The 25,278-nt window shown below is 70.1% G+C and carries 24 protein-coding genes and 1 pseudogene; 5 read left to right on the top strand and 20 right to left on the bottom strand.

Annotation, left to right across the window (positions count from 1 at the left end):
* Nucleotides 1-19 precede the first annotated feature (19 nt).
* Nucleotides 20-2,122: a formate dehydrogenase subunit alpha gene (gene fdhF, locus Hrr1229_RS05320; RefSeq protein ID WP_123113853.1), complete on the bottom strand. Its 2,103-nt coding sequence runs from the start codon at nt 2,120-2,122 to the stop codon at nt 20-22.
* A gap of 132 nt (nt 2,123-2,254) precedes the next feature.
* Nucleotides 2,255-3,205, bottom strand: coding sequence for a hypothetical protein (locus Hrr1229_RS05315; protein WP_123114910.1), 951 nt, complete (start codon nt 3,203-3,205; stop codon nt 2,255-2,257).
* A gap of 186 nt (nt 3,206-3,391) precedes the next feature.
* Between Hrr1229_RS05315 and Hrr1229_RS05310 the strand changes: the two genes are divergently transcribed.
* Nucleotides 3,392-4,087 (top strand): helix-turn-helix domain-containing protein, encoded by a 696-nt coding sequence (locus tag Hrr1229_RS05310; RefSeq protein WP_123113854.1) that lies wholly within the window; start codon nt 3,392-3,394, stop codon nt 4,085-4,087.
* Nucleotides 4,088-4,103: 16 nt separating this feature from the next.
* On the opposite strand, the gene Hrr1229_RS05305 is transcribed toward Hrr1229_RS05310, so the two are convergent.
* From Hrr1229_RS05305 to Hrr1229_RS05255, 11 genes are all read right to left on the bottom strand, one after another.
* Nucleotides 4,104-4,286: a hypothetical protein gene (locus Hrr1229_RS05305; protein WP_123113855.1), complete on the bottom strand. Its 183-nt coding sequence runs from the start codon at nt 4,284-4,286 to the stop codon at nt 4,104-4,106.
* 61 nt (nt 4,287-4,347) lie between these two features.
* Nucleotides 4,348-5,949: a cobyric acid synthase gene (locus tag Hrr1229_RS05300; protein ID WP_123113856.1), complete on the bottom strand. Its 1,602-nt coding sequence runs from the start codon at nt 5,947-5,949 to the stop codon at nt 4,348-4,350.
* A 58-nt stretch (nt 5,950-6,007) separates the two neighbouring features.
* Nucleotides 6,008-6,742 (bottom strand): cob(I)yrinic acid a,c-diamide adenosyltransferase, encoded by a 735-nt coding sequence (locus tag Hrr1229_RS05295; protein ID WP_123113857.1) that lies wholly within the window; start codon nt 6,740-6,742, stop codon nt 6,008-6,010.
* On the bottom strand, nt 6,739-7,560 hold the full coding sequence (locus Hrr1229_RS05290) for an adenosylcobinamide amidohydrolase (RefSeq protein ID WP_123113858.1): 822 nt from the start codon (nt 7,558-7,560) through the stop codon (nt 6,739-6,741). The genes Hrr1229_RS05295 and Hrr1229_RS05290 overlap by 4 nt, the downstream gene beginning before the upstream one ends.
* Entirely contained in the window at nt 7,553-8,632 is a 1,080-nt protein-coding gene (locus Hrr1229_RS05285; RefSeq protein ID WP_123113859.1) for an aminotransferase class I/II-fold pyridoxal phosphate-dependent enzyme, read from the bottom strand. Before Hrr1229_RS05285 ends, Hrr1229_RS05290 begins: the two co-directional genes overlap by 8 nt.
* Nucleotides 8,633-8,654: 22 nt before the next feature.
* Nucleotides 8,655-9,305 carry an NTP transferase domain-containing protein gene (locus Hrr1229_RS05280; protein WP_123114911.1) on the bottom strand — a complete coding sequence of 217 codons (651 nt, stop codon included), beginning with the start codon at nt 9,303-9,305 and terminating at the stop codon, nt 8,655-8,657.
* A complete protein-coding gene (gene cobS / locus Hrr1229_RS05275; RefSeq protein ID WP_123113860.1) occupies nt 9,305-10,093 on the bottom strand; it encodes an adenosylcobinamide-GDP ribazoletransferase in 789 nt (262 codons plus the stop codon). Before cobS ends, Hrr1229_RS05280 begins: the two co-directional genes overlap by 1 nt.
* Nucleotides 10,090-11,133 carry a CobD/CbiB family cobalamin biosynthesis protein gene (locus tag Hrr1229_RS05270; protein WP_123114912.1) on the bottom strand — a complete coding sequence of 348 codons (1,044 nt, stop codon included), beginning with the start codon at nt 11,131-11,133 and terminating at the stop codon, nt 10,090-10,092. Before Hrr1229_RS05270 ends, cobS begins: the two co-directional genes overlap by 4 nt.
* A 29-nt stretch (nt 11,134-11,162) precedes the next feature.
* Entirely contained in the window at nt 11,163-12,482 is a 1,320-nt protein-coding gene (locus tag Hrr1229_RS05265) for a cobyrinic acid a,c-diamide synthase (RefSeq protein ID WP_123113861.1), read from the bottom strand.
* Nucleotides 12,479-13,555, bottom strand: a complete 1,077-nt coding sequence (locus tag Hrr1229_RS05260) for a nicotinate-nucleotide--dimethylbenzimidazole phosphoribosyltransferase (protein WP_123113862.1) — start codon at nt 13,553-13,555, stop codon at nt 12,479-12,481. Before Hrr1229_RS05260 ends, Hrr1229_RS05265 begins: the two co-directional genes overlap by 4 nt.
* A gap of 158 nt (nt 13,556-13,713) precedes the next feature.
* Nucleotides 13,714-14,100, bottom strand: coding sequence for a nuclear transport factor 2 family protein (locus tag Hrr1229_RS05255; RefSeq protein WP_123113863.1), 387 nt, complete (start codon nt 14,098-14,100; stop codon nt 13,714-13,716).
* 118 nt (nt 14,101-14,218) lie between these two features.
* Here Hrr1229_RS05255 and Hrr1229_RS05250 point away from each other — a divergent pair, with 118 nt between their 5' ends.
* Nucleotides 14,219-14,662, top strand: a complete 444-nt coding sequence (locus tag Hrr1229_RS05250; RefSeq protein ID WP_123113864.1) for a pyridoxamine 5'-phosphate oxidase family protein — start codon at nt 14,219-14,221, stop codon at nt 14,660-14,662.
* 48 nt (nt 14,663-14,710) lie between these two features.
* On the opposite strand, the gene Hrr1229_RS05245 is transcribed toward Hrr1229_RS05250, so the two are convergent.
* Nucleotides 14,711-15,376, bottom strand: coding sequence for a TrkA family potassium uptake protein (locus tag Hrr1229_RS05245; RefSeq protein WP_123113865.1), 666 nt, complete (start codon nt 15,374-15,376; stop codon nt 14,711-14,713).
* A 289-nt stretch (nt 15,377-15,665) separates the two neighbouring features.
* Between Hrr1229_RS05245 and Hrr1229_RS05240 the strand changes: the two genes are divergently transcribed.
* The gene (locus Hrr1229_RS05240) at nt 15,666-17,150 is read left to right on the top strand and encodes an APC family permease (RefSeq protein ID WP_123113866.1); all 1,485 of its coding nucleotides are present in this window, start codon (nt 15,666-15,668) and stop codon (nt 17,148-17,150) included.
* Nucleotide 17,151: 1 nt separating this feature from the next.
* On the top strand, nt 17,152-17,799 hold the full coding sequence (locus tag Hrr1229_RS05235) for a TrkA family potassium uptake protein (protein WP_123113867.1): 648 nt from the start codon (nt 17,152-17,154) through the stop codon (nt 17,797-17,799).
* Between the two features lie 7 nt (nt 17,800-17,806).
* Here the strand turns inward: Hrr1229_RS05235 and Hrr1229_RS05230 are convergent.
* The 4 genes and pseudogenes from Hrr1229_RS05230 to Hrr1229_RS05215 form a co-directional block, all read right to left on the bottom strand.
* A pseudogene (locus Hrr1229_RS05230) lies at nt 17,807-17,929 on the bottom strand (type II secretion system protein E); the annotation flags it as partial.
* Nucleotides 17,930-17,936: 7 nt separating this feature from the next.
* Entirely contained in the window at nt 17,937-19,058 is a 1,122-nt protein-coding gene (locus Hrr1229_RS05225) for a site-specific integrase (protein WP_123113868.1), read from the bottom strand.
* Nucleotides 19,051-19,488 (bottom strand): hypothetical protein, encoded by a 438-nt coding sequence (locus Hrr1229_RS05220; protein WP_217920702.1) that lies wholly within the window; start codon nt 19,486-19,488, stop codon nt 19,051-19,053. Before Hrr1229_RS05220 ends, Hrr1229_RS05225 begins: the two co-directional genes overlap by 8 nt.
* A 743-nt stretch (nt 19,489-20,231) precedes the next feature.
* Nucleotides 20,232-21,131: an OB-fold nucleic acid binding domain-containing protein gene (locus Hrr1229_RS05215; protein WP_123113870.1), complete on the bottom strand. Its 900-nt coding sequence runs from the start codon at nt 21,129-21,131 to the stop codon at nt 20,232-20,234.
* A 556-nt stretch (nt 21,132-21,687) separates the two neighbouring features.
* On the opposite strand from Hrr1229_RS05215, the gene Hrr1229_RS05210 reads away from it, so the two are divergent.
* Nucleotides 21,688-23,265 (top strand): pentapeptide repeat-containing protein, encoded by a 1,578-nt coding sequence (locus tag Hrr1229_RS05210; protein WP_123113871.1) that lies wholly within the window; start codon nt 21,688-21,690, stop codon nt 23,263-23,265.
* Nucleotides 23,266-23,556: 291 nt separating this feature from the next.
* On the opposite strand, the gene Hrr1229_RS05205 is transcribed toward Hrr1229_RS05210, so the two are convergent.
* Complete coding sequence (locus Hrr1229_RS05205; RefSeq protein WP_123113872.1) at nt 23,557-24,129, bottom strand: hypothetical protein; 573 nt, start codon at nt 24,127-24,129, stop codon at nt 23,557-23,559.
* A gap of 386 nt (nt 24,130-24,515) precedes the next feature.
* Nucleotides 24,516-25,223: a hypothetical protein gene (locus Hrr1229_RS05200; protein ID WP_255212563.1), complete on the bottom strand. Its 708-nt coding sequence runs from the start codon at nt 25,221-25,223 to the stop codon at nt 24,516-24,518.
* Nucleotides 25,224-25,278: the final 55 nt, after the last annotated feature.

The raw sequence follows: 25,278 nt of genomic DNA, 5'->3' as shown, positions 1-25,278 counted from the left end.
CCGCGCGAGCGACACTCTCTCAGTCGGCGTCGGCGGCGTCGCTCTCGCCCCCCGCCTCGCCGACGGCGGCCGGTTCGACGGTGACCGCCGAGTGCTTGAACTCCGGGATTCCGGCCTCGGGATCGAGCGCGTCGCCCGTCAGGGCGTTCGCGAGCGGCTCCGCGTAGTGGAACGTACAGAACGTCACGCCCTCGCGGACCGCCGGGGTGACCGCGGCCGCGACCTCGACGGTCCCGCGGTCGTTCGAGACGGTCACCCGGTCCCCGTCCTCGATCCCCCGGTCGGCCGCGTCGTCCGGGTGGATCTGGAGCGCGTCCTCGCCGCGCATCGCCATCAGGCGGTCCGAGCGGCGACTGAGCGCCCCGCTGTTGAAGTGCTGGAGCACGCGGCCGGTCGTCAGCGTCAGCTCGCCGGCGGCGAGGTCGTCTGCGGGCGGGACGGGGTCGACGACCGCGAGCGGCGCGGTGCGCTCGCCGGTGAGGAACTCCGCCGCGTGTAACACGTCCGTCCCGGCGCCGTCGTCGGCCGAGAAGGGCCAGCGCTGGTAGCCGTCGCCGATCCCCTCGTAGCTCATCCCCTCGTAGATGGGGGCGACGCGCGTCAGCTCCTCGAAGGCCGCCGCCGGCCCGTCGTACTCGAACTCCGCGGGGCGGTCGGTCAGCCGCCGCCCGAGCGCACTCAGAATCTCGAAGTCGCGCCGGGCGTTCCCGGGGAGGTCGGCGTTGGGCCGCATCCGCATCACGCGGCGGTCGGTGTTCGTCACGGTGCCGGCCTTCTCGGCCCACGAGCTCCCCGGGAGGACCACGTCGGCGTGGGCCGCGGTCGCCGTCTCGAACAGGTCGATGACGACGCAGAAGTCAAGTTCCTCGAACGCCGAGGCGACCGCGCTCGCGTTCGGCTCGGTGACCGCCGGGTTCTCGCCGAAGACCACCGCCGCCCGCACCTCGTCACCGAACCGGTGGGTCGCCTCGACCTCGGTGAGCCCGGGGTCGCTCGGCGGTTCGACCCCCCACTCCGCGGCGACGCGCTCGCGGGCGTCCGGGTCCGTCACGGGCTCGTAGCCGGGGAGCACGCCCGGGAGGCCGCCGACGTCGCTGGCGCCCTGCACGTTGTTCTGGCCCCGCAGGGGGTTGACGCCGGTTCCGGGCCGGCCGACGTTGCCGGTCAGCAGCGCGAGGTTGAGCAGGGCGTGGACGTTGTCGGTGCCGCAGCGGTGCTGGCTCGTTCCCATCCCCGTCACGATCGCGGCGCGGTCCGCCTCGCCGTACGCCCGGGCCGCCTCGCGGATCGCCTCCGGGTCGACGCCCGCCGCCTCGGCGTTCTCCCCCACGTCGACGGCGGCGAGGTGCTCGCGGAGCTCGTCGAACCCGGTCGTCCGCTCGGCGAGGAACGCCTCGTCGACGAGGTCCTCTTCGATCAGGACCGCGGCGATCGCGTTCGCCACCTCGATGTCGGTGCCGGGGCGCAGCGGGAGGTGGACGTCGGCCGCCTCGGTCGTGTCGTTCGCGCGCGGGTCGACGTGGACGAGCGTCGCGCCGTCGCGGACCGCCGGGAGGAGGTACGACCGGAAGGCGACGGGGTGTTGCTCCGCCGGGTTCGCGCCGTTGACGAAGACGCAGTCCGCCTCCCGCAGGTCGTCGAGGGTGTTCGTCATCGCGCCGGCGCCGAGCCGGTCGCTCATCGCGGCGACGGTCGAGGCGTGACAGAGCCGCGCGCAGTTGTCGACGTTGTTCGTCCCGAGGACGCGCGCGAGCTTCTGGAGGACGTAGTTCTCCTCGTTCGTGCAGTTCGAGGAGGCGAAGAACTGCACGGCGTCCGGGCCGTGCTCGTCGACCACTCGCCCGATCCCGCTCGCGACGCGGTCGAGCGCCTCCGCCCACGGCGCCGTGACGAAGCGCCCGTCGTGCCTGACGAGCGGCTCGGTCAGGCGGTCCTCGTGGTCGACGACGTCGAACGCGGCCGCGCCCTTCGGACAGATCTCCCCGCGGGCGTTCACCGGCCCCTCGACGCCGGTCGCGCTCCCGCCGCCGGCGTACTCGATAGCGCAGCCGACGCCGCAGAACGGACAGACGGAGGGGTTCGACTCGAAGCTCCGCTCGGGCGTCTCGGTCGGATCAGTCATCACCTCAACCGAGGGGCTCCACGGCCCTCCCGATGCGGCCGGAGTAATGTGGTGTTTTAAATAGCGATCCCGTGACCCGCGTCCCGCCGCGGGTCGCGGTCGCCGCGGGTCACCCGACGACCACCTCGACGCTCACCCGGTCACGGCGTCGCTGCCGACCGGGGCGAGGACGCGCCCGAGCGACAGGACCCCCGCGGTGACGAGACAGGCGGCGAACGCGATCGTCCCGAGCTTCCCGCCGAAGCCGACGAAGTACGGCGCGGCGCCGACGAACGCGACGCCGGCGACTCCGCCGGCCAGCAGCATCGGCCCGGGGCCGGGGATCCGCTCCGGCGTGGCCATCCCGGCGAACGAGGCGCAGAAGGCGACCGCCGCGACCGCGTCCCCGGCGGCGAACAGCGGCGGGCAGACGGTCCCGGCGACGAGCCCGACGACCGCGCTCCCGACGACCGGCCCGTGGTCGAGCCGGACGCTCACGAGGAACGTGGCGAGCGCAGTGACGGCCGCCGCGACGACGAGCCCCGCCGCGACGGTCGGCTCCGGGACGGACCCCGTTCCGGGGGCGAGGCCGCCGAGCGCCGCCACCGACAGGCAGCCGACGAACGCGGTCGTCCCGAGCTTCCCGCCGAACCCGTTGAACGCGCGCTTGGCGGCCACGAAGACGCCGCCGGCGACGAGCCCCGCGGCGGCGACGGCCCCGAGATCGGCGCCGGCCGCCGGGGTCGCCATCCCGACGAACGAGCCGCAGTACGCGGGGGCGCCGTACGTCTCCGACAGGAGGTACGCGCAGAGCCCGACCAAGGCGGACGCCACGATCGGCCCGACGCCGGCCTGCACGGAGAGCGCGTAGGTGACCGGCGCCGCGAGGGCGACGGCGGCCGCGTTGCCGAGGTCGGTCCGCGTGACGCGGAACCCGTCGGTCCGCAACGCCCATCTGGCCTCCGTGACGGCGGTGTAGCCGAGGGACGTCGCGGTGACCGCGAAGACGAGGGCGCCGGCCAGCAGCTCCGCGCTCGCCGCCGCCCCGGCGCCCGAACCGACGCCGACCCCGGCCGCCACTCCGGCGGCCGCCGCGACGCTCATCCCGCCCCCGGCCCCGGCCAGGGCGATCGCTCCGACAGCGTGGATCGCTCGTTGCACGGCCACGGCTCCGGGTCACGAACCGATACCGACCGGCCCACAGTATTGCGGGTGTTCTCGGGGCTCCTCGGGAGACGCCTCGCTGGTTGGGGATCAGGCCTTTGTGTCCGTCGCCCCTTCGGAGATCCGATGGCAACCGGGGGCGAGTCGACGGGGAGTCGCGCGGGAGACGCGCCCGAGGGCGTCCGCGCGGGCGTCGCGATCCACGGCGCGGGGAACTGCCCGGTCGTCGCGGCGTCGACCGCCCACGACGGCCCGATCACCGGCGTCACGTGGACGCACGCGGGCGACACGCACACCGAGGAGTTTCGCGCCCGCGATCCGGAGGCGGTCGCCGAGATCGAGGACGTTCCGGCGACGGCGTCCGTCGTCGACCTCGGCGACGAGCGGGTGTACCGGTACGACCGCCCGCGGGACGGGGCGTGCGCCTGCCGAGTCATCGAGGAGCTCGACTGCCCGATCGCCGACGCGCGCGCCGAGGACGGCGTCCTCCTCCTGACGCTCCATCTCCCCGACCTCGAACGCCTTCGCGACATCGTCTCGGCGCTCGACGGCATCGCCGACCACGTCGAGGTCCGCTATCTCGTCCACGGCGCGACCGACGGCGACGCGGTGCCGGACCGGACCCTCGTCGACCGCGGCCGGCTCACCGACCGCCAGTGCGAGGTGTTGCGGACCGCCTACCGCATGGGCTACTTCGAGCGTCCCCGCGACGCCAACGCGAGGGCGGTCGCCGAGGCGCTCGACATCTCCCCCTCGACGTTCGCTGAGCACCTCGCGGCGGCACAGCGGAAGCTGCTGGAGGAGACGCTGGCCTGCGAGTGACCGCCGACCCGCGCTTTTAAGCGGTCTCTCTCCGGTCCAACGTCTCGTTTATCGCGAGCGGCACGACGACGCCGCCCCCGATGAACAGCGCGAGCGGGGCCCACTCCGGATACGACACGGTCAGCGACTCCACGAGGAGCGCGACGGCGACGGTGAGGGCGATACACGTTCCGATGACGGCGTTCTCGCGGGAGACCATGTGCGACCCGTCGGCGGGGATTTATTAGGGCATTTCCCCGCAGCGGCGCGACCGAGGTCGGTCACCCGACATCGCCGAGCCCGAGCGCCGAGAGGTCGACGTTGTCGGCGACGAGGTCGGCGGCGCGGTCGTAGGGGGAACGGTCGTCCGCCTCCCCCGCCGCGCCCCCGTCGCCCTCCCCCGCTCCGACCGCCGGCCGCGACTTCCCGGCGGCCGCGAACGCCCGGTCCACGAACGCCGCCCGGACGCCCTCGTTCTCGAAGAGGCCGTGGAGATACGTTCCGAGCGCCCGGTCGGTCGCCGCGCTCTCGGGGCCGAGCGGTCGGGCGACCGCCTCGGTGGGCGACGACCGGCCCATGTGAATCTCGTAGCCGGTCGCGGTCCCGGCCGCGCCGGCGAGCGGGCCGCCCCCGTCCACGGACCGCGTCACGCGCTCGACGCGCTTGTCGGTCGCAAAGCGCGTCTCGACCGGGAGCACGCCGACGCCCTCGACCGTCGACGTCGGTCCGGTCCCCTCGACGTCGGCGTTCGTCAGCCGCTCTCCGAGGATCTGGTAGCCGCCGCAGAGCCCGACGATCGGCCCGGCGAAGTCGCGGAGCGCGTCGTCGAAGCCGGCGTCGCGGAGCGCGAGCAGGTCGTCGACGGTGTTCTTCGACCCGGGGAGGACGACCGCGTCGGCGTCGTCGAGGAGCGCGTCGGTACCGCTCCGGTCCCCGTCGATCGGGACGTACGCGACCCGCACGCCGGGCTCGCGAGCCAGCGGCTCTAAGTCAGTAAAATTCGAGATCCGCGGGAGCCGCGGGACGGCGATCCGGACCGCGTCGGCGTCCGCGACCCCGTCGTCCGCGCCGAGGACGTTCCCTCCGTCCCCGCCCCGGCCGCTCCCCGTCTCGCTTCCGTCGCCCGCGTCCGGCAGCGAGAGGCTGTCCTCCGCGGGGAGGCCGGGGTCGTCGTGCGGGACGACGCCGAGGATCGGGACGCCCGTGCGCTCCTCGATCTCCGCGATGCCGGGCTCCAGCAGGGCGGGGTCGCCGCGGAACTTCGTGATCACCGCGCCGGCGACGCGCTCGCGGACGTCGTCGGGGAGGAGCTCTAACGTTCCGTAGAGGCTCGCGAAGGCCCCGCCGCGCTCGATGTCGACGGCGATCAGGATCCGGGCGTCGGCGAAGCGCGCGCACTCGACGTTCGCGAGGTCCCGGTCGTGGAGGTTGATCTCGGCGATGCTGCCCGCCCCCTCGGCGACGACCACGTCGTGATCCGCGGCGAGGCGACCGTGGGCGGCGACGGCCGCCTCGCGGGCACGCTCCCAGTGCGACTCGTAGTACTCGCCGGCCGCGTAGTGACCGACCGCCTCCCCGTCGATCACCAGCTGGCTCTCGCCGTCGCCGCGCGGCTTGAGCAGCACGGGGTTCATGTCGGTCGTCGCGGGGACTCCGGCGGCCCGCGCCTGCACGAACTGGGAGACGCCGATCTCGCCCCACTCGCCGTCCGGCGCGAGCGCGACCCGGGCGTTGTTGCTCATGTTCTGCGCCTTGAACGGCGCCACCGAGACGCCGTTCCGCGCGAGGTGCCGGCAGAGGCCGGCCGCCAGCGTGCTCTTGCCGGCGTGGCTCGCCGTGCCGGCGATCAGTATCGTGTCGGCGTCCGGGTCGGCGTCGGTCACGGGCGCCTCCGACGCGGCGCGCGTCGCCGGGAGATGGATCGCCGGCGGGACATGCGTCTCAGTACTCCGTCCCCCGCCGCGCCCGGTGGCCGGCGTCGAAGGGGTGCGCCACCTTCCGGACGTTCGTGATCAGGTCGGCGACGCCCTCCAGGTACGCCGGCTCCGCGTGGCTCCCGGTGAGGACGAGCTCGAGGCCGTCCGGCTTCGACTCCGCGAGCGCGACGACGTCGTCGGGGTCGACGAGCCCGCGATCGGCCGCGTACAGCAGCTCGTCCAAGATGAGCATGTGGACACCGTCGTCCGGGTCGCCGCCGAGCGGGAGCGGCTCGGTCAGGTCCGCCTCGCCGGCGCCCACCACGAGCGCCTCGGCGCGCTCGAAGGCGGCCCGCGCCTGCGCCTCGTGCTCGTCGTCCGCGGAGCCGTCGAGCAGCCCGTGCCAGCCGTAGTGGCCGGCGTTCTCGTAGCTGAACCCCGGCATCGCGGCGATGGCGTTGTACTCGCCCCTGACGCCCTCCACGCTGTCGGCGCCCCCCTTCATGAACTGGAGCATGTGGACGCGGTAGCCGTGCCCCGCGGCCCGGAATCCCATCCCCATCGCCGCCGTCGTCTTCCCCTTCCCGTCGCCCCACCAGGCCTGCACGAGCCCGAACTCCTCGGGCGCGGCCGGCTCGATGGGCTCCGGCTCGGGGGCCGCGCCGCCGCCGGGCGTCCGGGTCGCGGGGTCCTCGTCGGTCGGCTGTTCGTCGGTCGCGTCCTGTGCGTCGCCGTCGGTGGTGGTGTCGTCGTGTGTCATGGGTCGAAAACCTCCGCCCGCTCGTCGGCGACGACGCCGTGTTCGGCGTCGCCGGTCGGACCGGGCAGGTCGCCGTCCGGGTACCGCGACCGCAGGCTCGCGCGCACCGCGTCCCGGACGCAGACGCGGGCCGCCGCGCCGACCGGCGTGGCGCTGCCCGAGAACGCCGCCGGCTCCCCGTCCGGATCGTCGGCGACGGCGACTGCGTCGCTGGTCGTCCCGGGCACGCCGGCGGTCGCGAGCAGCGTCGCCGCCTTCGCCTCGGCCGCGACGGCGACGAGGTTCGCCGCGGCGCCGTCCGCGAGCCGTCGGGTCGTCCCGACGAGCAGGTTGACCGTGCCGGGTCGCCGGGGCGGTCCCTCGGCCGTCGCCGCCTCGCGGTCCGGGTCGGGGGCGTCGTCCGTCGCCGCCGCGTCGGCCGCGTCGGCTGCGTCGCCCTCGCCTTCCGCCGCCGGGTCCATCGGGAGCATCGCCGGGTTCGAGAGCCCGACCGTCGCGTACGCGACCACTGGCCCGCGGCGCGCGCCCCGCGCGTGCTCCATCGCGACGCCGGTGAACAGGGTCGGCGGGTCGTCGCCGCGTCCCGCGTCGCTCTCTGCGTCGCGGTCGCGCCCCACCCCGCTCTCAGTTTTAAACCCCGCCCGCGCCAGCCGCTCGTCGCGGTACGCGCCAAGATCCGTGCGCTCGAACCCCTCCGGGACGGTCACGTTGTAGGCGGCGGCCGCGCGCGAGCGCCCGCCGTTCCACCCGGTCGAGAGCCAGCGGGTCTCCGGGCGCCGCAGGCGGAGGACGCCCTCGCGCACGGTCGCCTCAAACATCGTCGTCCTCCGGGGTGGTCGTCCCGTCGGTCGTCTCGCCGTCGGCCGCCTCCCCCTCTCTCACGCCGAGCGCCGCGAGCAGTCGGTCGTTCTCGGCGGGGCGGCGCACCGCGACCCGGACGTGGGAGTCGAGCCCGCGGAAGGTCGTCGCGTCCCGGACCGCCACGCCGCGCTCGCGGGCCGCCGAGACGACCGCTTCGACCGACCGGCCGTCCCCGCTCACGTCGAGCAAGAGGAACGGCGCGTCGGAGGGGGCGACCGCGTAGCGCTCGGCGAGGGCCTCGCGCATCCGGGCGCGCTCGGAGCGCACGCGCTCGCGGGTCTCGTTTATAAACTCCTCCCGCCGCATGCAGTGCGCGCCGGTCGCGAGCGCCGGCGCGCTCAGGTTCCACGGGCGTCGGGCGTTCGCGAGTGCCGCGCCGAACGCGCCCGTCGCGACCGCGAACCCGGTCCGGATCCCGGGGAGGCCGAACAGCTTCGTGAGCGAGCGGGCGACGACGACGCCCTCGGTCCCCGCGAGCGACGGGCGGTCGGTGAACCCGAGGAACGCCTCGTCGACCAGCAGGCGCGTGTCGGCCTCGCGGCACCGCGCCGCGAACCGCTCTACCGCCTCCCGGTCGTAGGCGGTCCCGGTCGGGTTGTTCGGGTTACAGACCACGGCGAGCGCGTGCCCGCTCGGGTCGGCGTCGAGGATCTCGCTCGCCGGAACGAACGCGGGCTCGCCCCCCTGCAATCGCACCTCGCGGGCGTACTCGCCGAAGCTCGGCGCCGGGACGAGGGCGGTGTCGCCCGGGTCGACCGCGAGCGCGACCGCGGCCCGGATCGCGGCGAGCCCGCCGGGCGTCGGGACGACCGAGTCCGGGTCGCAGCCGACGTAGTCGGCCGCGGTCGCCCGGAACGCCGCCGGCGGCTCCGCGGGGTACGACCGCGCGTCGGCGAACGCCTCGCGGTAGACCGCCTCGACGCCCGCCGGAACTTCGGGGTTGGTGTTCGCGGAGAAGTCTAGCAGGGAGGGGTCGTCGCTGCTCCCGTGGGGCGCGCGGTCGAGGTCGGTGGCGTCGTCGAGGTTCATGGGTGTGGTCTCGGAGCGTCGGTCAGTCGTCGGCCTCCCCGTCGGCGAGGAGCCGCTCGGCGACCCGAACGTCCGACGGGTAGTTGACGTTGACGGCGAGCCGCGCGTCCTCGGTGACGTGGACGGCGGCGTCGCCGTCGTCGCTTTCGGTCTCCCCGTCGCTCCCGCCGTCCTCCTCGCCCGCGACGACGTTGATCCCGGCGGGAACGACCTCGCGGCCGTCGATCTCTGTCGCCGCGTCGGCGCTGACACCGAGCTCGCGCTTGCGCGCCGCGGGAACGCAGACCGTGAGCGACGCCGGCGCGTCGTCGTCGCCGGCGGCTCGAGCGGCGTCGATCACGCCGTTCACGGCCGCGGGGTCGAGGAGTGGGAGATCGGCGGCGACAGTTACGAAGGGTCGAGCGGCCGCGTCGCCCGCCCCGACCCGCTCTATTGCGTACCGCAGGTCAGCGACGTAGCCGTCGCCCGGGGCGTCGATCACGGGGAGATCCCTCCGCCCGTCGACGAGGTGTTCGCGTGTCGCCGACGCGTGCGGCGAGACGACCGCGTGCGTCGCCTCGACGCGGCTCCTGGCGAGCGCGTCGCACACGCGGTCGACCATCGGCCGCCTCCCGATCGGGGTCATCGGTTTCTCCGTGGCTCCGCCGAGGCGGGTGCCGCGGCCGCCGCACATCAGAAGCGCGTCCACGCGATCACCCCCGCGTGCAGCGCGGCGACCCGCGCGAGCTCGTTCGTCGCGCCGAGCACGTCCCCGGAGACGCCGCCGAGCCGCCGCCGGGCCCACCGCCGGAGCAGCCACGCCGTCGCCAGTGCGGCGAGGAGCGCGGCGACCCCCGGGAGGAGCCGCGGCCACGCGAGCAGCGCCGCCGGCGCCGCGAGCGCGAGGACCGGGAGCGCGGCCCCGGCGTCGACCTCCCCCGTGAGCGCGGACCCGAGCCCCTCGTGGGCCGCGTCGCCGACGCAGACGAGCGTCGCGGTCGCGGCCTTTGCGCCGACCTCGGCGGCGACGACGACCCCGACCGCGGTGCCGAGCCGGTCGCGAACGCCCGGCGTCCCGGCGGCACTCGCGGCCTCCGCCAGCCCGAGCGCGGCGGTCGCCAGCCCGAGGACGACGGCGACGAGCGCGACCGTCCCGCCGACGCCGAGCGCGGAGTCCTTCATGACCTCGCGGCGCTCGTCCGGACCGCCGTGGACGACCGCCGCGTCGCCGAGGTCGGCCACGCCGTCGAGGTGGGTGATCCCGGTGACGGCGTAGACGGCGAGGGGGAACGCCAGCGCGACCGTCGGCGCGGGGACGGGCGCGAGGAGCGGGAGCGCGACGAGCCCGCCGACGAGGTAGCCCACGACCGGGAGCGTCCACGGCGCCCCCGCGAACGCCTCCCATTCCGCCTCGTCGCGGCCGACCGGGATCCGGGTGAGGAAGCCGAGCGCGCCCCGGAGCGCGAGCGCAGTCGCGGTCATCCGACCACCCCCGCGGGGGGAAGCACCGAATCGCCAGACAACAGCCACCCGACCGCGAGCACCCACCCCGCCGTCCCCGCGACGGCGACCGCGCCGGCGACGCCGACGAGCCGGACCGCCCGCTCCGCGTCGGCGACGGTCGGCGACGCGGCGGCCGCGTTGAGCGCGTAGTGGCCCGGCTTCGCCAGCCGCACGTCGAGCGCGGCGGCCGCGGTCGCCATCGGCCACCCGGAGTTCGGGGACCCCGGCTCCCGCGCCCACGACCGGGCCCGCGAGAGCGCTCCGACCGACCCGGCCGCGACCGCGAGACAGCCAGCGGTCGCGCGGGCCGGGAGGTACATGACGGCGTCGTCGAGCCGGGCGCTCGCCCGCCCGACCGGCTTCGATCGGTAGCCAAGCATCGAGTCGAGCGTGTTCACGGCCTTCACCCACGCCGCGCCGGCGACCCCCGCGGCGAGCGGGAGGGTCGCCGCCGGGGCGACCGCCAGCCCGACCGTCGCACCTCCCGCGAACCCCGCCAGCGGGGCGACGAACCCGTCGGCGAGGTTCTCGGCCGCGCTCTCGACGGCCGCGCTCCGGAGGGCCGCCGGCGAGAGATCGGCGGCGTCGCGCCCCACGAGGGCCCGGATCGACTCGCGGGCCGCGTCCGGGTCGCTCTCGGTCAGCGCGACGACCTCCGCGGTGACCTCGCGTAACATTCGGAGACTGAGGAGCGAGAAGAGGACCGCGCCGGCGACGGGGACGGCGAGGAATCTCAGCTCCGCGCCCGCCCGCGCTCCGACCTCGGCGGCGACCGTAACGACGCCCCCAGCGAGCGCTGCGGCGGCGAGCGGGAGTCCGATCGCGGCCGCGACGCCGACGAGCCGCGGGCGTGACCACGCTCGGTCGACTCGGTCGACGACCGAGCCGAACAGCGCGACGGGGTGGACCCGCCCCGGGGGCTCCGCGACCGCGAGGTCGAGCGCGACCGCGACTGCCAGCGCGGCGGTGGCGGCGAGGGCGGCGAGTACGGGAGCGGGGAGGGGGGCGACCCCGGCGATCGCGGGAGCGGGGAGGAGCGCGACCACGGTCACAGCCCGTCGAGGAACGCGTCGAACGCCCCGCTCTCGGGGTGGACGTGACAGTACGTTCCGAGCGTTCGGTGTTCGATCAGGCCGTCGTGCTCGCCGTCGATCCCGGTCCCGCGCTCCACGTCGAAGGCGAACCGGGCGTCGCCCGCGACGTCGGCGTCGGAGTAGTGGAACTCGTGGCCGCGCAGGGTTTCGCCCGCGGCCGCCGTCGGCGCGTCCCGACGCGCCCGCAGCTCGACGTGGTCGAGCGCTTGGTACCGGTCGCGCATTCGCACGTCGGCCGGGAGGGCGCCCGCCATCGGGTGCGTCTCGCCCTCGACGGTCGTCAGCGACTCGGCGAGCGCCATCAGCCCGCCGCACTCGCCGAGCACGGGGACCCCCTCGGCGGCCGCGGTCGCGAGGTCGTCGAGCGCCGGGCTCTCCGCGAGCGCCGCGGCGTGCAGCTCCGGGTAGCCGCCGGGGAGGTAGACGCCGTCGCAGGGCGGGAGGGGGTCGCCCGCGGTCGGCGCGAACGGCTCGACGGTCGCCCGTTCGCGCAGGCGCTCGATCGTGGTTGGGTACGCGAACCGGAAGGCCTCGTCGCGGGCGACCGCGACCCGGGGGCGGTCGCCGTCGGCGGTCTCGGTCGGCCCGCTCGCCCCCGCCGGCTCCGTCGTCCCCGCCGGCTCCCGCGCGATATCGAGCAGCTGCTCGACTCGGAGCCCCTCCGCGGCCGCGTCGAGCGCGTCGTCGTCGATCGGTGACTCCTCGCCCATGTGGAGCCCGAGGTGCCGCTCCGGCACCTCCAGCTCGTCGTTCGGCGGGATCCGGCCGAGGTAGGCCAGCTCCTCCGGGAGCGCCTCGCGGATCCCGTTCGCGTGCCGCCCGCCGTGCGCGCGCTGGGCGATCACGCCGGCGACGTCGACGTCGCGCCCGGCGCGCTCGGCGTACGCCCGGAAGCCGAGCGCGGTCGCGGCGACGCTCTCCATCCCCGCGCTCGCGTCGACGACGAGGGCGACCGGGAGATCGAGCGCCTCGGCGACCGCGGCCGTGCTCGACTTGTCGCCGTCGTACAGCCCCATCACGCCCTCGACGACGCAGACGTCGCCCGCTCCGCGGGCGTAGTTCCGGCGGAGCCCCCCTTCGCCCTGCAGCCACAGGTCGAGCGTCCGCGAGGGGCGTCCCGCCACGCGCTCGTGGTGGCTCGGGTCGATGAAGTCGGGACCGGCCTTCGCCGGCTGGACCGCGTGCCCGGCGGCTTCGAGCGCGCGGATCGCCGCGAGCGTCGCGACGGTCTTACCGACGCCGGAGGCGACGCCGCCGAGGACGACCCCCTTCACGGCGCACCACCCGCGGTCGACTCCGCCTCGCGCTCGGCGAGCAGTCGGTCGGTGACGGCGGCGACGCGCTCGCGGACGGCCGCGGTCGTCGGCTCGCCCCGGTCGGCGAGCGCCAGCGCGCCACCCATCCCGACGCCCTCCTTCGCCTCGCCGCGGGCGTACGCCCGCATCGCCGGGTGGTCGCTCGCGTCGAACGCGGGGTCGGTCGCGGCCAGCGTCAGGTCGAGGTCGTCCGCGAGCGCCGCGGCGTCGGCGGTCGGGTCGTCGGCGACGAAGGCGGTCGTCGCCAGCGGGAGCCGCCGGTCGACGCCCGCGTGCCGCGCCAGCGCGGCGACGGTCGCCAGCTGCGTGCCACCCGCGAGGGTCACGTCGACCCCGCGCTCGACCGCGCCGACCACGAGGCCGGCGGCCGCCGCGAGCACGGGGTCGCCCATCAGCCGGACCGCGCCGATCGGGTCGCCCGCGGCGTCGCCGGGGGAGAGCCCGCTCGCTTCCAACCCCTCCTCGACGACCGCTCGCTTGGTCGCGAGCGGGTTCGCCGCCAGCGACGAGGAGACGACCGGGCGCTCGCCGAGCGCCGTCAGGACGCCGAGCGCGGTCGTCGTCCCCCCCGGGATCGTCTCGCCGACGAGGAGCTCACCGGGGTCGCCATCGGTTTCGACGCCGTCACCGCCGCTGCCTGCGATCGTCCCCGCCAGCTCCCGCCCCCGCTCGAAGACGGCCGCCGCGTCCGGCACCGGCTCGGCGGTCCGGACGTCCCCGCCGGGGGACGCGTCCGAGTCGTAGACGGTCGCCTCCGTCGGCGCCGTCGGCACCGCGAGGCCGGCGTCGACGCCGACGAAGTCGACGCCGACCAGCTCCCGGACCGCCCGGGTGACGACCGCGGGAGTCGGGCAGCCGGAGGGGCTGACCGGCACCGGCGAGTCGGCGGCGGGCCGGCCGTCGGCGACGATCTCGAGGTCGGCGCTCGGCGTGTGCCGGCGGAGTGTGGGATCGGCGCCCGCGGCGCTGATACCGTCGATCGCGGCCGTCTCGGTCGCGCCGGCGACGACCGCGAGCGTCGCGTCGGTCACGCGGCACCTCCCGCCCGCCGCTCCGGTCGAGCCCGCCCGTCGGTCGCCGCGTCGATGATAACCACTAGCGGTTGGTTAGCACAAGTCGACTTTAATCGATCGGGTCGTGGGCGGTCGACGCCGCTCGTCGCCGTCGCCTCGTCGGTCGGCCGGACCGATCACAGCTCGTCGGCCGTACTGACGTGCATCCCGACGAAGCGCCACTCCCCGTCCCGGCGTTCGAGCGCGCCGCTCCACCGCGTCTCGAACGCGCGCCGGTCGCCGGTCGCCGCGTCGGTCCACGCCATCGACACGTCGTCGCTGAACCACGCGTGGCGGTCGCGCTCGGCGACGCGGAGCGCCCGACTCGTCACCGTCCAGTCGGTCGTCGTCTCGGTCTGCCGGCGGAGCCCGGTCCGGATCGCGTCCGCGCCGACCAGTCGCTCGGAGATCCCGAACTTCACGGGGTCGTCGTCGCCGGGGTCGGCCGCGGCGAAGTACGGGCCGAGCGGCTCCTCGGTCCGGAGCGCGTCGTAGTAGCTCTCGATCCGCTCGCGTGCGTGCATGGCGATCGGTTGGGAGTCATCCGGAAAACCAGTTCGGGTGTCACTGCCTCCCACCCGCGTTTCGACCGGCTGGGAACTCTCGCAGTCTTCTTATGAATTCCGTGCGCGGAGCTAGCTTATGACACAGTATGACGCGCTGCTGGGGACCGATATGGACGACGCCGCGATCGACGAGCTGCTGACGGCGGCCGGCGTCGGCGTGCTGTCGATGAGCGCCGACGGCGTGCCGTACGGCGTTCCGCTGTCGTTCGGGTACGACGGGGACGGCACCCTCTACTTCGTCTTCCTCGGCGGGACCAGCGAGCTCCGGAAGGAGACGTACGCGGAGCAGTCCGACGTCGCGAGCTTCGCCGTCTTCGACGTCGACCCCGACGGACCGTGGCGGAGCGTGATCGCCGCCGGACCGATCGATCGCATCGCGATCGACGAGTGGGACGACGCGCGCGAGGCGATGGCGGACAACGCGTATCAGGCGACCCACCTCACCGAGCACGAGTTCCAGGAGGCCCCCAACGTCTGGGCGCTGCGGGCTCGCGACCGGTCGGGCCGCGCCGTCGGGTAGGAGTGACCGCGTCGCCTCGAACGCGGCGGCGACCCGGGCGGCTCGGCGTCAGCCCCTGAACAGCCGCACGACCTCGTCGCTGATGTCCGTGTTCACGGCGACGACGTACCGGAAGCCGGGTTCCAGCACCATCTCCGGCCCCGGGAGCTGGTTGCTGTCGCGCCCGGCGACGACGACCGCGCCCCGCGGGAAGGCGACCTCGCGGAGCTCTCGGTCGGCGACCGGCGCGTCGCCCGCCACGGTGAGTTCGAGCAGCGTGAGGTCGCCCGACACCTCCTCGATCGTCCGGACGCCGCCGCCGGCGACGTGGATGATCTCGTTGGTCGCCGCGTGGGCCGCCAGCTCCTCCGGGTAGACCACGCGGTCGGCGAGCCCGGCATACTCTTCTCTGTCGCCGTGGTCGATCCGCGCGACCGTCCCGATATCGGGTTCGATCTCCGTCGCCATCGTACAGATGCCGATGTTCGTCATCGCGCCGTATCCGGTCAGCGCCGCGAGGACGTCGCTCCGGTCGAGGCCCGCCTGTCGGAGGACCGACCGCCGGCCGCCGTCGCCATGAATGATCGTGGCGTCGTACTGTTCGCTCAGGAACTCCACTCGATCGCGGTCCTTCTCGACGATGACGACGTCGTGACCGCGCTCGGAGAGGTGTCGCGCAGCGTGATAGCCGACGTGTTGTCCGCCGACGATCACGACTCGTAGGTCCGCGCTCATTCGCGAAATTTTCCGAACGCAGGTAATTGTAGGTTACGGCCGTTCCACCCGCTGCGGCGAGTGTCCCACCGGTCGTCCCGACCCTGCACGGGAGCCGTCCGCTCCGTACCGACGACTGTTAGAAAATACACATTATTGCGGGTTCCGCAACGGGAGCCGCGTATTCTCTTTCGGTACTCGGGTTCCTTTTACCTGACATCGAGGGAGCAGATTGATATGGGTTCAGCCGTCGTAACTGATACAGCCGCGAAATGATCGTTCTCAGAAGGGGCACTCTGGCGGGCGACGTATGAGTAGTCACGACCAGCGGGAGCCGGAGGCGGAGTTGGGCCTGCTGGACGCGACGATGATCGGGATGGGCGCGATGATCGGCGCGGGCATCTTCGTCCTCACGGGTCTCGCCGCTGAAATATCCGGGCCGGCGGCGCTGCTCGTCTTCATGTTGAACGGGGTCGTGACCGCGTTCACCGGGCTCTCGTACGCGGAGCTGGCGTCCGCGATTCCGAAAAGCGGCGGCGGATACGCCTTCGTGCGGGAGATCTTCGACGACTTCGGCTCGTTCATCATGGGCTGGATGCTCTGGTTCGCGTACATGATCGCCGGCGCGCTGTACGCGCTCGGGTTCGCGCCGAACTTCCTCGAGCTGCTCCACGTGTACGGCGTGGTGGCGCCGCCCGACCAAGTCGGCGCGGTGGTGCTCCCGTTGCTGGGAATCGGGGTTCCGGCGAAGTTCCTCCTCGCGTTCGTGGCGGTCGCCGGGCTCGTGGCCATGAACGCGGCGTCGACCGCCGCGAGCGGGAGCGCCGAGACGGTGTTCACGATCGTCAAGGTCTCGATCCTCGTCGTCTTCGTCGCCTTCGGGTTCCTCTCTGCCGGCGGCGGCGGCGAGACGAGCTTCACGTTCCAGAACTTCGACCCGCTGTTCCCGGAGGGGTCCGGCGCGTTCAGCATCCTCCCCGCGATGGGCCTGACGTTCATCGCGTTCGAGGGGTACGACCTCATCACGACCGTCACCGAGGAGGTCGAGAACCCGCGCGAGAACATCCCCAAAGCGATCTTCGTCAGCCTCGCCGCCACCGTCGTCGTGTACCTGTTGGTCGTGACGGTGGCGATCGGCACGCTGGGCGCCTCGGAGCTGGCCGCCGCCGGTGAGGCCGGCATCGCGACGGCGGCGACCTCGTTCATGCCGACCGGCCTGCCGGTCATCCAGAACGGCGGCGCGCTCATCGTCTTCGGGGCGGTGTTCTCGACGATCACCGCGCTCAACGCGGTCGTCATCGCCTCCTCGCGGGTTGCCTTCTCGATGGGGCGCGAGGGCCAGCTGCTCCAGTCGATCGGCCAGATCCATCACCGGTTCGGGACGCCGTTCGTCGCGGTGCTTCTGAGCGCGGTCGTCATGCTCGGGTCCGTCTTCCTCCCCACGCAGAGCGCCGGCAACATGTCGAGCCTCTTTTTCCTGCTGTCCTTTATCATCGTCAACGTCGCGGTGATCCGGCTCCGTCGGGAGCGCCCGAACATGAACCGTCCGTACGAGATCCCCTACTACCCGATCCCACCGATACTGGCGATCGCGTTGAACGGGATACTCGCCGTCGTCCTGATCCGGTTCCTCGTGCGGACGGACCTGCTTGCGCTCCTCTTGAGCGCCGGGTGGCTCGTCGCGGGCGCGGTGATGTACGTCGCGCTCAACAAGTACCGAGCGCGAGGGACCACCGAAGAGAGACCGGACGCATCAGCTGACAAGCCGGCCACGGCCGGCTCGGGTGAGGACTGATATGCCACGAGACATCATCATCGCCGGCGGCGGCCGCGTCGGCTTTCAGACGGCCGAACTGCTCGCCGCCCGAGACGAGAACGTAACGATCATCGAACAGGACGAGACCCGTATCGAGGAGATCGCCGACGCGTGGATCGCGACCGTGATCCAGGGCGACGCGTCCGACCCGGACATCCTCGAACAGGCCGGCGTCGACGACGCCGACACCATCGCCGCGCTGACGGAGCTGACCGGGCTGAACCTCGCGGTCTGCCTGCTCGCCGACCGGCTCACGGACGAGATCAGAACGGTCGCCCGCGTCGACCGGGAGACGGACGAGACGTACGACCGGTTCGTGGACGCCGTCGTCTACCCCGAGGCGGCGGGCGCGCGCGTCGCGGCCAACAGGACCGCCGGCGAGGACGTCCAGAGCCTGGCGGACGTCACCGGCGACGTCGAGATCATGGAGATCAGCGTCGCCGAGGGCGCGCCCGCGGCCGGGCGAACGCTCTCTGACGTCGCCTTTCCGGCGGGAACCCTCGTCATCTCCGGCGAAGACGGCAACCGGATCGCGAAGCCGGACACGACGCTGACGCCGGGGCGGCGCTACGTCGTGGCCGTCGAGCCGGGCGTCGTCGACGAGGTGCTCCAACTGATGCGCGGGTAGCGCTCGCTTATAAAAGGCCGCCGGCGGTGAAGACGGCGTAACAGATCCCCACGAGCAGTCCGGAGTGGAGCAGCGCCTCGTAGCGCCCGCGGGAGGCGGTGCCCGCGAACCAGCCCGAGGCGAGCAGGGTGACGTGTTCAGCAAACCTCAAGCTCAAAAATATCTGCTCGGTAGCGGTCACTGATATCTTCGTAGTAGGTGTGGAGATACTCATCAATAGTCGCACGGTCGTCTATCGATTGTTCGCCCGGCGTATCTCCACGTAGATACTGGACGAGTTCTCGGTGAAGATCCTGATGAACTTCCCAGTACGTCGTGAAGAAGTGTCGTCCGTAGTGGCTCGTGACCGCTCGGTGCTGGTTTGTCTCAGCGTAGTCAGGATGGAAGGCTGTCTTCCAGATGTCGTTGACATCTTGTTTTCCAAGCTGCTCGTGGCGGGACAACGAGAGAAATACCCATGGGTGATCTGCATCCGGTCGCACGAGAAGCCACTGACAGAGCAGATACCGCGTCTCCGCATCGAGCGGGAGTAGCCGTGGCCGCCGCGATTTGTTGCCGTCTCGCTCGTGGGTGATATACACGACGTTCCTATAGTCAGTAAGCCGTGGATCCGCTCCTAGAGTCGCATAATGGTCAGCGATCGCCGGGTGATCGACATCGATCTCTGCGAGTGTGAGATTACACAGTTCCGTCGCCCGAAGCCCCAGTTTCAACTGGAGCCCAATAATCGCCAGGTTGCGAACGTGAGTCACTTGTGCGAGCTGTTCTCGGAGCGCAGCCAGCGAGATATGAGGGAAGTCCTTGCTCTCTGGCTCGCGAAACGCTGTCGTCGACAACGCAAGATCGAACGGGCGGTACTCGTCCGGGTGCGGGAAGCTGGGATCGGCTTGCCAGTACGAGTACGCGTCGCGTAGCTTCCGCAGCTTCTCTTTGACCGTCTGGGGCTGGTTCCCTTTTTCGTCGAGTTCATATCGGGCAAATCGTGAGATATGGGTGTGGTGTGGACACGCTGGGTGGCGTCCGATCCCAGCCATGAATCGCTTCCACTGTCGGAACACCCGGTCGTAGCCTGTTCGCGTTCGCTGTGAAATATCACGTAACGCGAGCACGTCTGTTTTAAACAGCTCGAATGGGTCAACCTCGATCTTCTCAAACTGCTCTTCGTATTCCACAAGTGGATCGGTCTCTTGATCGAACGCCTCCGCGAGTGTGTGTCGCTTCGCGTTGGGGGCTATCTCGGAGTCGTCTGCGTCACGCATTATCGGTGTCCCTCCCTCGGCTGATCTTTTCCTCCCAGACCGTGCCAGCTGCACCACCTGCTGCGGCGGCTATCAACGGTGGATGGTACACGTGCGGGTGATCGGTGTGCCACTGGAGCCACCAGTAAAACCGCTCCACGCGAACCCAGTACGAGTTGTACGCCGTCTTCACTTGGACGCGATCAAGCAGCGCCGCCATCCAGGTCTCGACATCTTCCGGTGTCGCGAGTGCGTGGTGGCGTCCACAGGTTTCCATGTGCGCTTTCCAGTATCTACCAGCGCGGCGCGCATCCTCTTTGAAACGATCCGAATTGTACCGCTCAAAGAGATACATTTCAAGAAATTCTGTCCAGGTGTCTTGGCCCTCATATTCTGCCGCGTACGTTTCGAGCCGATCTGACTCTGGCACATCTGCGAGCTGCTTGTACACGCCCATCCGATCGGTTGGGTCGCGCGATTTGTGTCCTCGGCTCACCGCTGCTCACCATGATTCCGGGTCGTGACCGCGGCGTTACTGTAGGGAACCTGCCACCGCATTAGTTGACACCCACTATGCCTACCTTGCCGTGCCGATGGATTGCTTGAGACCATACGGGGCAGTCTTTCTGCCCGTCGACAAACCTCCGAGGCGTTTTTGCGGTCCTCCGCTGCCGAATGCTTCCTCTCTGAGTCTCTAACCAGGGCTTTGTCCCCCACAAGCGTCCGTTTGAAACTTGCGCCGTCACCTCAGTCGGTTGGGAATAAGATAGTTCCAATCCTACGAGGGCCCGTCTGAAACCCGGAAGCGGGTCGTCGTCTTCAACGAGCTGGATGTCTTCGTCGAAGCAGTGTCGGAGATGCCTCTGGTTGCCATCGTTTTCACCGATACGGGGAACTCGCTGGAATCGCGAGTCCCACACATCTTGAGATAGGAGCAACTCCACCACCGTGCTGGCTGCACAAGAGCAATACAACGAACAATTCAGCCGAATTGTCTGGAGAAGTGACTGATAGGCCTCCTGCTGTGTGTGGCTATCTAGCTAAGCCAAATCTGACTCGAAGCAACCTGAACCAGTACATCGAGGTTGTGGCTGCGCGCGCAGTGACCGCAGGGAGCGAGCACGGAGCGGAGGGTGGGGCGGTGGGGCTCGGGCTGGTCCGGCGCTTAGCAAAAAAACCGAGTGCGTCACTCGGCTACGCTTCCCACCAGCGGCCGCGCTCGGGGAAGTGGATGGTGCTCCACCCTGTGACGGCTAGGGAGACGCGCCCCTCGTACCAGTTCCGGGCAGCCCCGTGAATGCGCACGTGCTCGCCCTCGGCGATCCACGGTGCCTCGGAGGCCTTCCAGATGGTCACCCGGGTTTGCCCAGTCTCGTCCGCGATGAGTCCGACTTGAGCAATGCTTGGATGCGAGGGACTCCAGAGGGTCTTGACACGACCCGCAATACTCACCTCTTTGCGATTCACCTCGTCGAGCTTCCCGATTGGCACCACGTGTCCCGGTGCCGTCTGCAACGCCTCGAACACCCGCACAACCGCACTCGTCGTGTCTGTACCGTCCAAGACTGCTTCGGCCAGGCGTCGACTGATCGCTGCGCGCGACCACCCATCCATTCGCGTCGCGAGTCGGTCTGCCTCGGTGTTCACCGTCGCCAGTTCATCCTGAGAGAGCTCCGTTCGGGGATCGTTTCGCTCGGGGTCCGCCCACGGATCCACGCTCGCGGCCCGCTTCTGGAACTCCTGCCGACGTTGCTTGCTCTCTTGGGCGGCGACCACCCGAGTGCGCTGCTCGCGATCATCCTGCGTGCCCAGCTCGGCCTGGGCCCTGATATGCTCCAGTTCGGCGTCCCGGGCCCGAATGCGCTCCTCCTGTTCGAGGGTGACACCGTGAATCCGCTCGTTGCTCGTGTCAGCGATCCCGTCTGGGTGGTTCGCATCCACCTTCGCCTGCGTCTCTTGCTCGACTGTCGCCTCGAACTCTGGCGTCTCGTCGACGACCGGGAAGCCGTCTTCATCGACCGCCTGCTCGTCCGCGTTCTCGAATGCCTGTTCATCGACCGAAACGATCTTTCCGCTAGCGTTGTTACTAGACATTGGAATCGACCTGATTCCGAAGGCGCTCACGCGCCGACTCCGCGATGCTCCACCATCGCGTTTTTCCGACGACAACGACCGACAAAACCAGCTGCGCGCTCTCGCTCGCGCCTTCGCGAGCGCCCTCCTGGGCGCGAGCGAGAGCGCGCCTGCATGCGGTGGCCCCAACCAGCCCCGCGCGGCGACCCGCCCGGAGCGAGCGGCCAGCGCATTCCCCGTTCGCCGCGACGCAACCACGTCCGTCGCGGTCGGCTTCGCCGAGGTCCGCAGGACCCGAACGGGTGAAGCGCTGGCGTCGAGGGCACATGCACTTTAGCCCGGCAGGACCCGCACCTACTGGAGCGGAAGCCCGCCCGGAATGGTCGGTCGCGAGCGACGCGGAGGGCGGCAGCGGCGAGCGGGGCGGGCCGTCACGGACACACCTGTTTAGCCGGCTATTGTTGTTCGGCAACCACAGCCGCTGCCATAGTGGACGCAAAATAGAGAGATGACGGCTCGAAACCCGCTGTTGCCAAGGAGGGGATATTAAAGTGGAAACGAACTGTGGACGTCAGTCATGGCGGTCGAAAACCAGTGCAGGTACACTGCTGACGGTGACACATGGGTCAACTGGGGTGGGGACCGCGACGGCTGGAAGGAACTGCTTGCTCGTCTGAATGTCGATGGCGACACCTGGAGCTGTCCTCACGACGCCTTGGCGGACGCTCAAAGATGCCAATTCCATGACCCGTCCAGGAGGCCAGACGGGACGGACATCCAGACCGCGATTGAGGCTACAGACCGTAGCGACGACGGGACAGCGAGTCGCGATCAGTTCATCGGAGCGACTCTCGGACTGGTTAATTGGAGTCACGAGCGTATCGGTCGCGATCCACACACTCCGCTCTGTTTTGCTGGAGCGACGTTCATGGACGGCGTCAGTGCCAAGAACGTCGTCTTTCGCGCGCCGGTGACGTTCCAATACGGAACATTCAGCGGAGCCGACGTCCTATTCACCGAGTCGGACTTCAACGGACACGACGATGTCTCTTTTGCGGGTGTTACGTTCGAAAATGCGGGTGCTGTCTCCTTCGCCAAAGTCGACTTTCAGAACGATGATGACGTGGATTTCAGTGGGTCGACATTCGAAAACGGCGGTGAGGTCCGGTTTAATGACACGGACTTCGCCAACCCTGGTGGGACCTACTTCACCCGGACGGGGTTCAAAAATGACGGCACGGTCTCGTTCAGGCAGGCTGAATTCATAGAGGATGCGTACTTCGGCTACGGCTTCCGTGACCCGGACACAATCGACTTCACGCAGGCCTCGTTCGCGCAGGCGCAGCTTGAGATCGACAGCTTTGCCGAGGTCTGCCTCAAGAGAACGGATTTCAGCGAGTGTACCCTCGACAACGTTGATTTCAGCGGGGCCAATATCGAGAACGCGCGGTTCACTGGAGCAACCCTTCGCACGGCTCGGTTCAATACTGCCAAGTTGGATGGTGCCATCTTCGATAATGCAGTAGTAGACGAGACGACAGCATTCATCGCGACACGGGCAGAGGCAGCCAGGCCGGCATTCGTTATATACGATCCACGCCCAGACCAGTACCGTCGCTTGTTTGGCCGGATCCGATGGCTCGTCCGATCCGTGATTACCGACCGCTCCACAGAGACGGAGTCCGACTGGCGAAAGGCGGCTCGGTCCTACAAGACACTGGAGCGAATCGGACAGTACAACTCGCTTTCCTCACTCCAACACAAGGGGTACGTGTATCGCAAAGAGATGCAGCGCCGCTGGCATGCCGATCAGATTCGAGCCACTCGTAGTGGGATTGCACACGCTGTAAAATACGTGTACGCCACTCTCGCTCGTTACGGAACGCATTATGGAGAGAGTGTCTGGCACGTCCTCGGCGTTTTTGCGACTGTGATCGGGCTTGCTGCGCTCGGATACGTCACGGGTGCGTCCCAACAGAGCGGTCGGACGCTACTGGAAAGTGGCTACTACAGCCTACTCGTAGCAACCGGGTCGGCTCCACCGACATTCCAGCCAACTGGCTGGACACAGCTCATTGTGGGGGGTGAATCCGTGCTCGGTGCGGTACTGATCGCACTTCTCGTATTCGTTTTGGGCCGGAAGACGACCCGATAACGGCTCCCCGACTCACGCCGAGTTGTAGATCATCCCAAGCGAGTTCTGTGGTTTCAGCTGTATTGGAGCGCTGAGAAGTGGGAGGTGTGTAGCCGGACAGCGAGTCAGAGCTATTCTGGTGGATGTGGCGGCGCACACACCACACCCAATAATGACGATCCCACGTCTGTTGCAGCCGAGTTGGGCGTATTCGTCAGGAGTCGACGCTGCTTGGAGTGCGCAGTCGACGTAGGTCGGGTGCGTGATCTGCTGGGCTCCCGCAAACAGTACACGAAAATCGATTGGTGTTGGCTACGCTGTAAACTGAGTAACGGCTTCACTCAACATCCCTTCAAACTGCCACGTTGCCTCCCGAAATGCGTCGTCCGTCTGATCGTCCCACCGTGGGAACCCGCACTGCTCGCTCACGGCCACCTGCCACGCTGGCGGCTCCACCTGCTCGATCTCGTATGGGGGGATCGCAATAATGTACAGATACGCTTCGTCGCCGTGAATCCCCTGGCGCGGATCTTCGATCCCGTGGCCAAGCAGAAACAGCGGCTGCGAGAGATGCTGCAGCCGGCTGGGATCACAGACATCGGCGGGCGACGACGCGTCGAGGCGCCGCTCCGGGCCACGGCTTGGGTCGAGATACAGCGGCATCGACGTCAGCTTCTCGAGGAACACGTACTGAGCCGCCGCATAGCCGGGCCCACGCACGCTCGCGGTCGCCTCCAGCAGCTGCTTGAGCTGGTGGAGACGCCCCAACACTCCGTCGGGATACCCATCAGAGTGCGTGTACACCTGTGCAACTGGATCGGTCGGATCGGTCGTCCGGCCATCGTCAAGCGCACGGACGAACCGGAGTTGACACCGTGTCGACATCGGATCACGCCGGCAAGTGGCTCGCCGGCACCCATCGCGGCGACACAAAAACTCACACTGGGCTACTCGGGAGGCGGCGGCACCACGCGGTGCCCGCAGGGCTGACAGATCGCGGTCTGGGGCCCACGCACGATGACGACTGCGACGGGCTCATCACACAGGGGACAGTGCTCGTACGTCGGCATTACGCCTCCTACAGCAACACCTGCCCACAGCGCTCACAGGAGGTGAGGTGTCCCTGAGCGGTGAGACGCTGGGTGCGGGCTGCCGGTGGATGCGAACACGACCCCCACGCGGCGTGGTCGATTCGGCGAGCGGTGCGATCACCGATGGTCGGTATCTGGTCGAACATGGCTCTCATCCATCGGGAGCCACACAAACCTCAGCTAGCCGAGCGAGACCCCACGTTCGCGGAACACCGGCTGGAACCCTCGATCGTGGACCGCCGTCACCAACTCGGCGTAGGCCGCCCGCACCTCGGGATCCTCGACGAGCTCGCGAAACCGACTTTCGAACCGCCGCCCATGGGCCGTCCGGCTCTTGTCCGACCGGTCGTGTGCCGCCTCGTGACACAGCGTGAGAAACAGATCCTGAGTCCACACCGTCCGTTTACGGCTCGTCACCGCCGAATCCGTCACCACGATCCGCGTCCGCCCGTCTGTCCACGCATCGGCGGTCGCTTCGCCCCAGTAGATATCGCGGTTGATCCCGATCGCCTCAGCGAGCGCTCGCGCGAACAGCAGATATCGCGCCTGTCGCGTCGAGAGCGCGGTGTCTGCCAGCCGGCTGTACCCCTGCCAGACACCCGCCTCCTCGGCGTGCGTCGCGACATCGAACGTGGCCGGGAGCGTGACCGTCGGGTCACCCTCCTCCGGTGCCGATGCCAGCCGCTTGGTGGCTGAATCGGTCGTATCGAGCACGATAGCACCCCGCTCGACGAGCGCGTCGCCGCCGTGGCTGGCGCCCTCTTGGAATGCGATCTGGGGCGCCGCCTGAATCCGGGCGAGACTCACCGGCGTCGCTGTCACCAGCTGGCAGAGATCGTGATCCTGCCAGCGCTCGCGTAGTGACTCACCCCCAAGCAGCTCTGCCATCGTCGCGCGTGTCTGGCCGTTGAGCGCACTGTCGCTTATCCCCGGTGTTTCGAAG

The organism is Halorubrum sp. CBA1229 (assembly GCF_003721435.2).
Classification (GTDB): Archaea; Halobacteriota; Halobacteria; order Halobacteriales; family Haloferacaceae; genus Halorubrum.
This window is presented reverse-complemented; position numbering and strand designations above follow the sequence as displayed.

Excerpts from the sequence above, each read along its gene's own strand:
- fdhF (WP_123113853.1), bottom strand. The coding sequence starts at position 2,122 with ATGACTGATCCGACCGAGACGCCCGAGCGGAGCTTCGAGTCGAACCCC.
- Hrr1229_RS05315 (WP_123114910.1), bottom strand. The coding sequence starts at position 3,205 with ATGAGCGTCGCGGCGGCCGCCGGAGTGGCGGCCGGGGTCGGCGTCGGT.
- Hrr1229_RS05310 (WP_123113854.1), top strand. The coding sequence starts at position 3,392 with ATGGCAACCGGGGGCGAGTCGACGGGGAGTCGCGCGGGAGACGCGCCC.
- Hrr1229_RS05305 (WP_123113855.1), bottom strand. The coding sequence starts at position 4,286 with ATGGTCTCCCGCGAGAACGCCGTCATCGGAACGTGTATCGCCCTCACC.
- Hrr1229_RS05295 (WP_123113857.1), bottom strand. The coding sequence starts at position 6,742 with ATGACACACGACGACACCACCACCGACGGCGACGCACAGGACGCGACC.
- Hrr1229_RS05290 (WP_123113858.1), bottom strand. The coding sequence starts at position 7,560 with ATGTTTGAGGCGACCGTGCGCGAGGGCGTCCTCCGCCTGCGGCGCCCG.
- Hrr1229_RS05285 (WP_123113859.1), bottom strand. The coding sequence starts at position 8,632 with ATGAACCTCGACGACGCCACCGACCTCGACCGCGCGCCCCACGGGAGC.
- Hrr1229_RS05280 (WP_123114911.1), bottom strand. The coding sequence starts at position 9,305 with ATGTGCGGCGGCCGCGGCACCCGCCTCGGCGGAGCCACGGAGAAACCG.
- cobS (WP_123113860.1), bottom strand. The coding sequence starts at position 10,093 with ATGACCGCGACTGCGCTCGCGCTCCGGGGCGCGCTCGGCTTCCTCACC.
- Hrr1229_RS05255 (WP_123113863.1), bottom strand. The coding sequence starts at position 14,100 with ATGCACGCACGCGAGCGGATCGAGAGCTACTACGACGCGCTCCGGACC.
- Hrr1229_RS05250 (WP_123113864.1), top strand. The coding sequence starts at position 14,219 with ATGACACAGTATGACGCGCTGCTGGGGACCGATATGGACGACGCCGCG.
- Hrr1229_RS05245 (WP_123113865.1), bottom strand. The coding sequence starts at position 15,376 with ATGAGCGCGGACCTACGAGTCGTGATCGTCGGCGGACAACACGTCGGC.
- Hrr1229_RS05240 (WP_123113866.1), top strand. The coding sequence starts at position 15,666 with ATGAGTAGTCACGACCAGCGGGAGCCGGAGGCGGAGTTGGGCCTGCTG.
- Hrr1229_RS05235 (WP_123113867.1), top strand. The coding sequence starts at position 17,152 with ATGCCACGAGACATCATCATCGCCGGCGGCGGCCGCGTCGGCTTTCAG.
- Hrr1229_RS05225 (WP_123113868.1), bottom strand. The coding sequence starts at position 19,058 with ATGCGTGACGCAGACGACTCCGAGATAGCCCCCAACGCGAAGCGACAC.
- Hrr1229_RS05215 (WP_123113870.1), bottom strand. The coding sequence starts at position 21,131 with ATGTCTAGTAACAACGCTAGCGGAAAGATCGTTTCGGTCGATGAACAG.
- Hrr1229_RS05210 (WP_123113871.1), top strand. The coding sequence starts at position 21,688 with ATGGCGGTCGAAAACCAGTGCAGGTACACTGCTGACGGTGACACATGG.
- Hrr1229_RS05205 (WP_123113872.1), bottom strand. The coding sequence starts at position 24,129 with ATGTCGACACGGTGTCAACTCCGGTTCGTCCGTGCGCTTGACGATGGC.
- Hrr1229_RS05200 (WP_255212563.1), bottom strand. The coding sequence starts at position 25,223 with ATGGCAGAGCTGCTTGGGGGTGAGTCACTACGCGAGCGCTGGCAGGAT.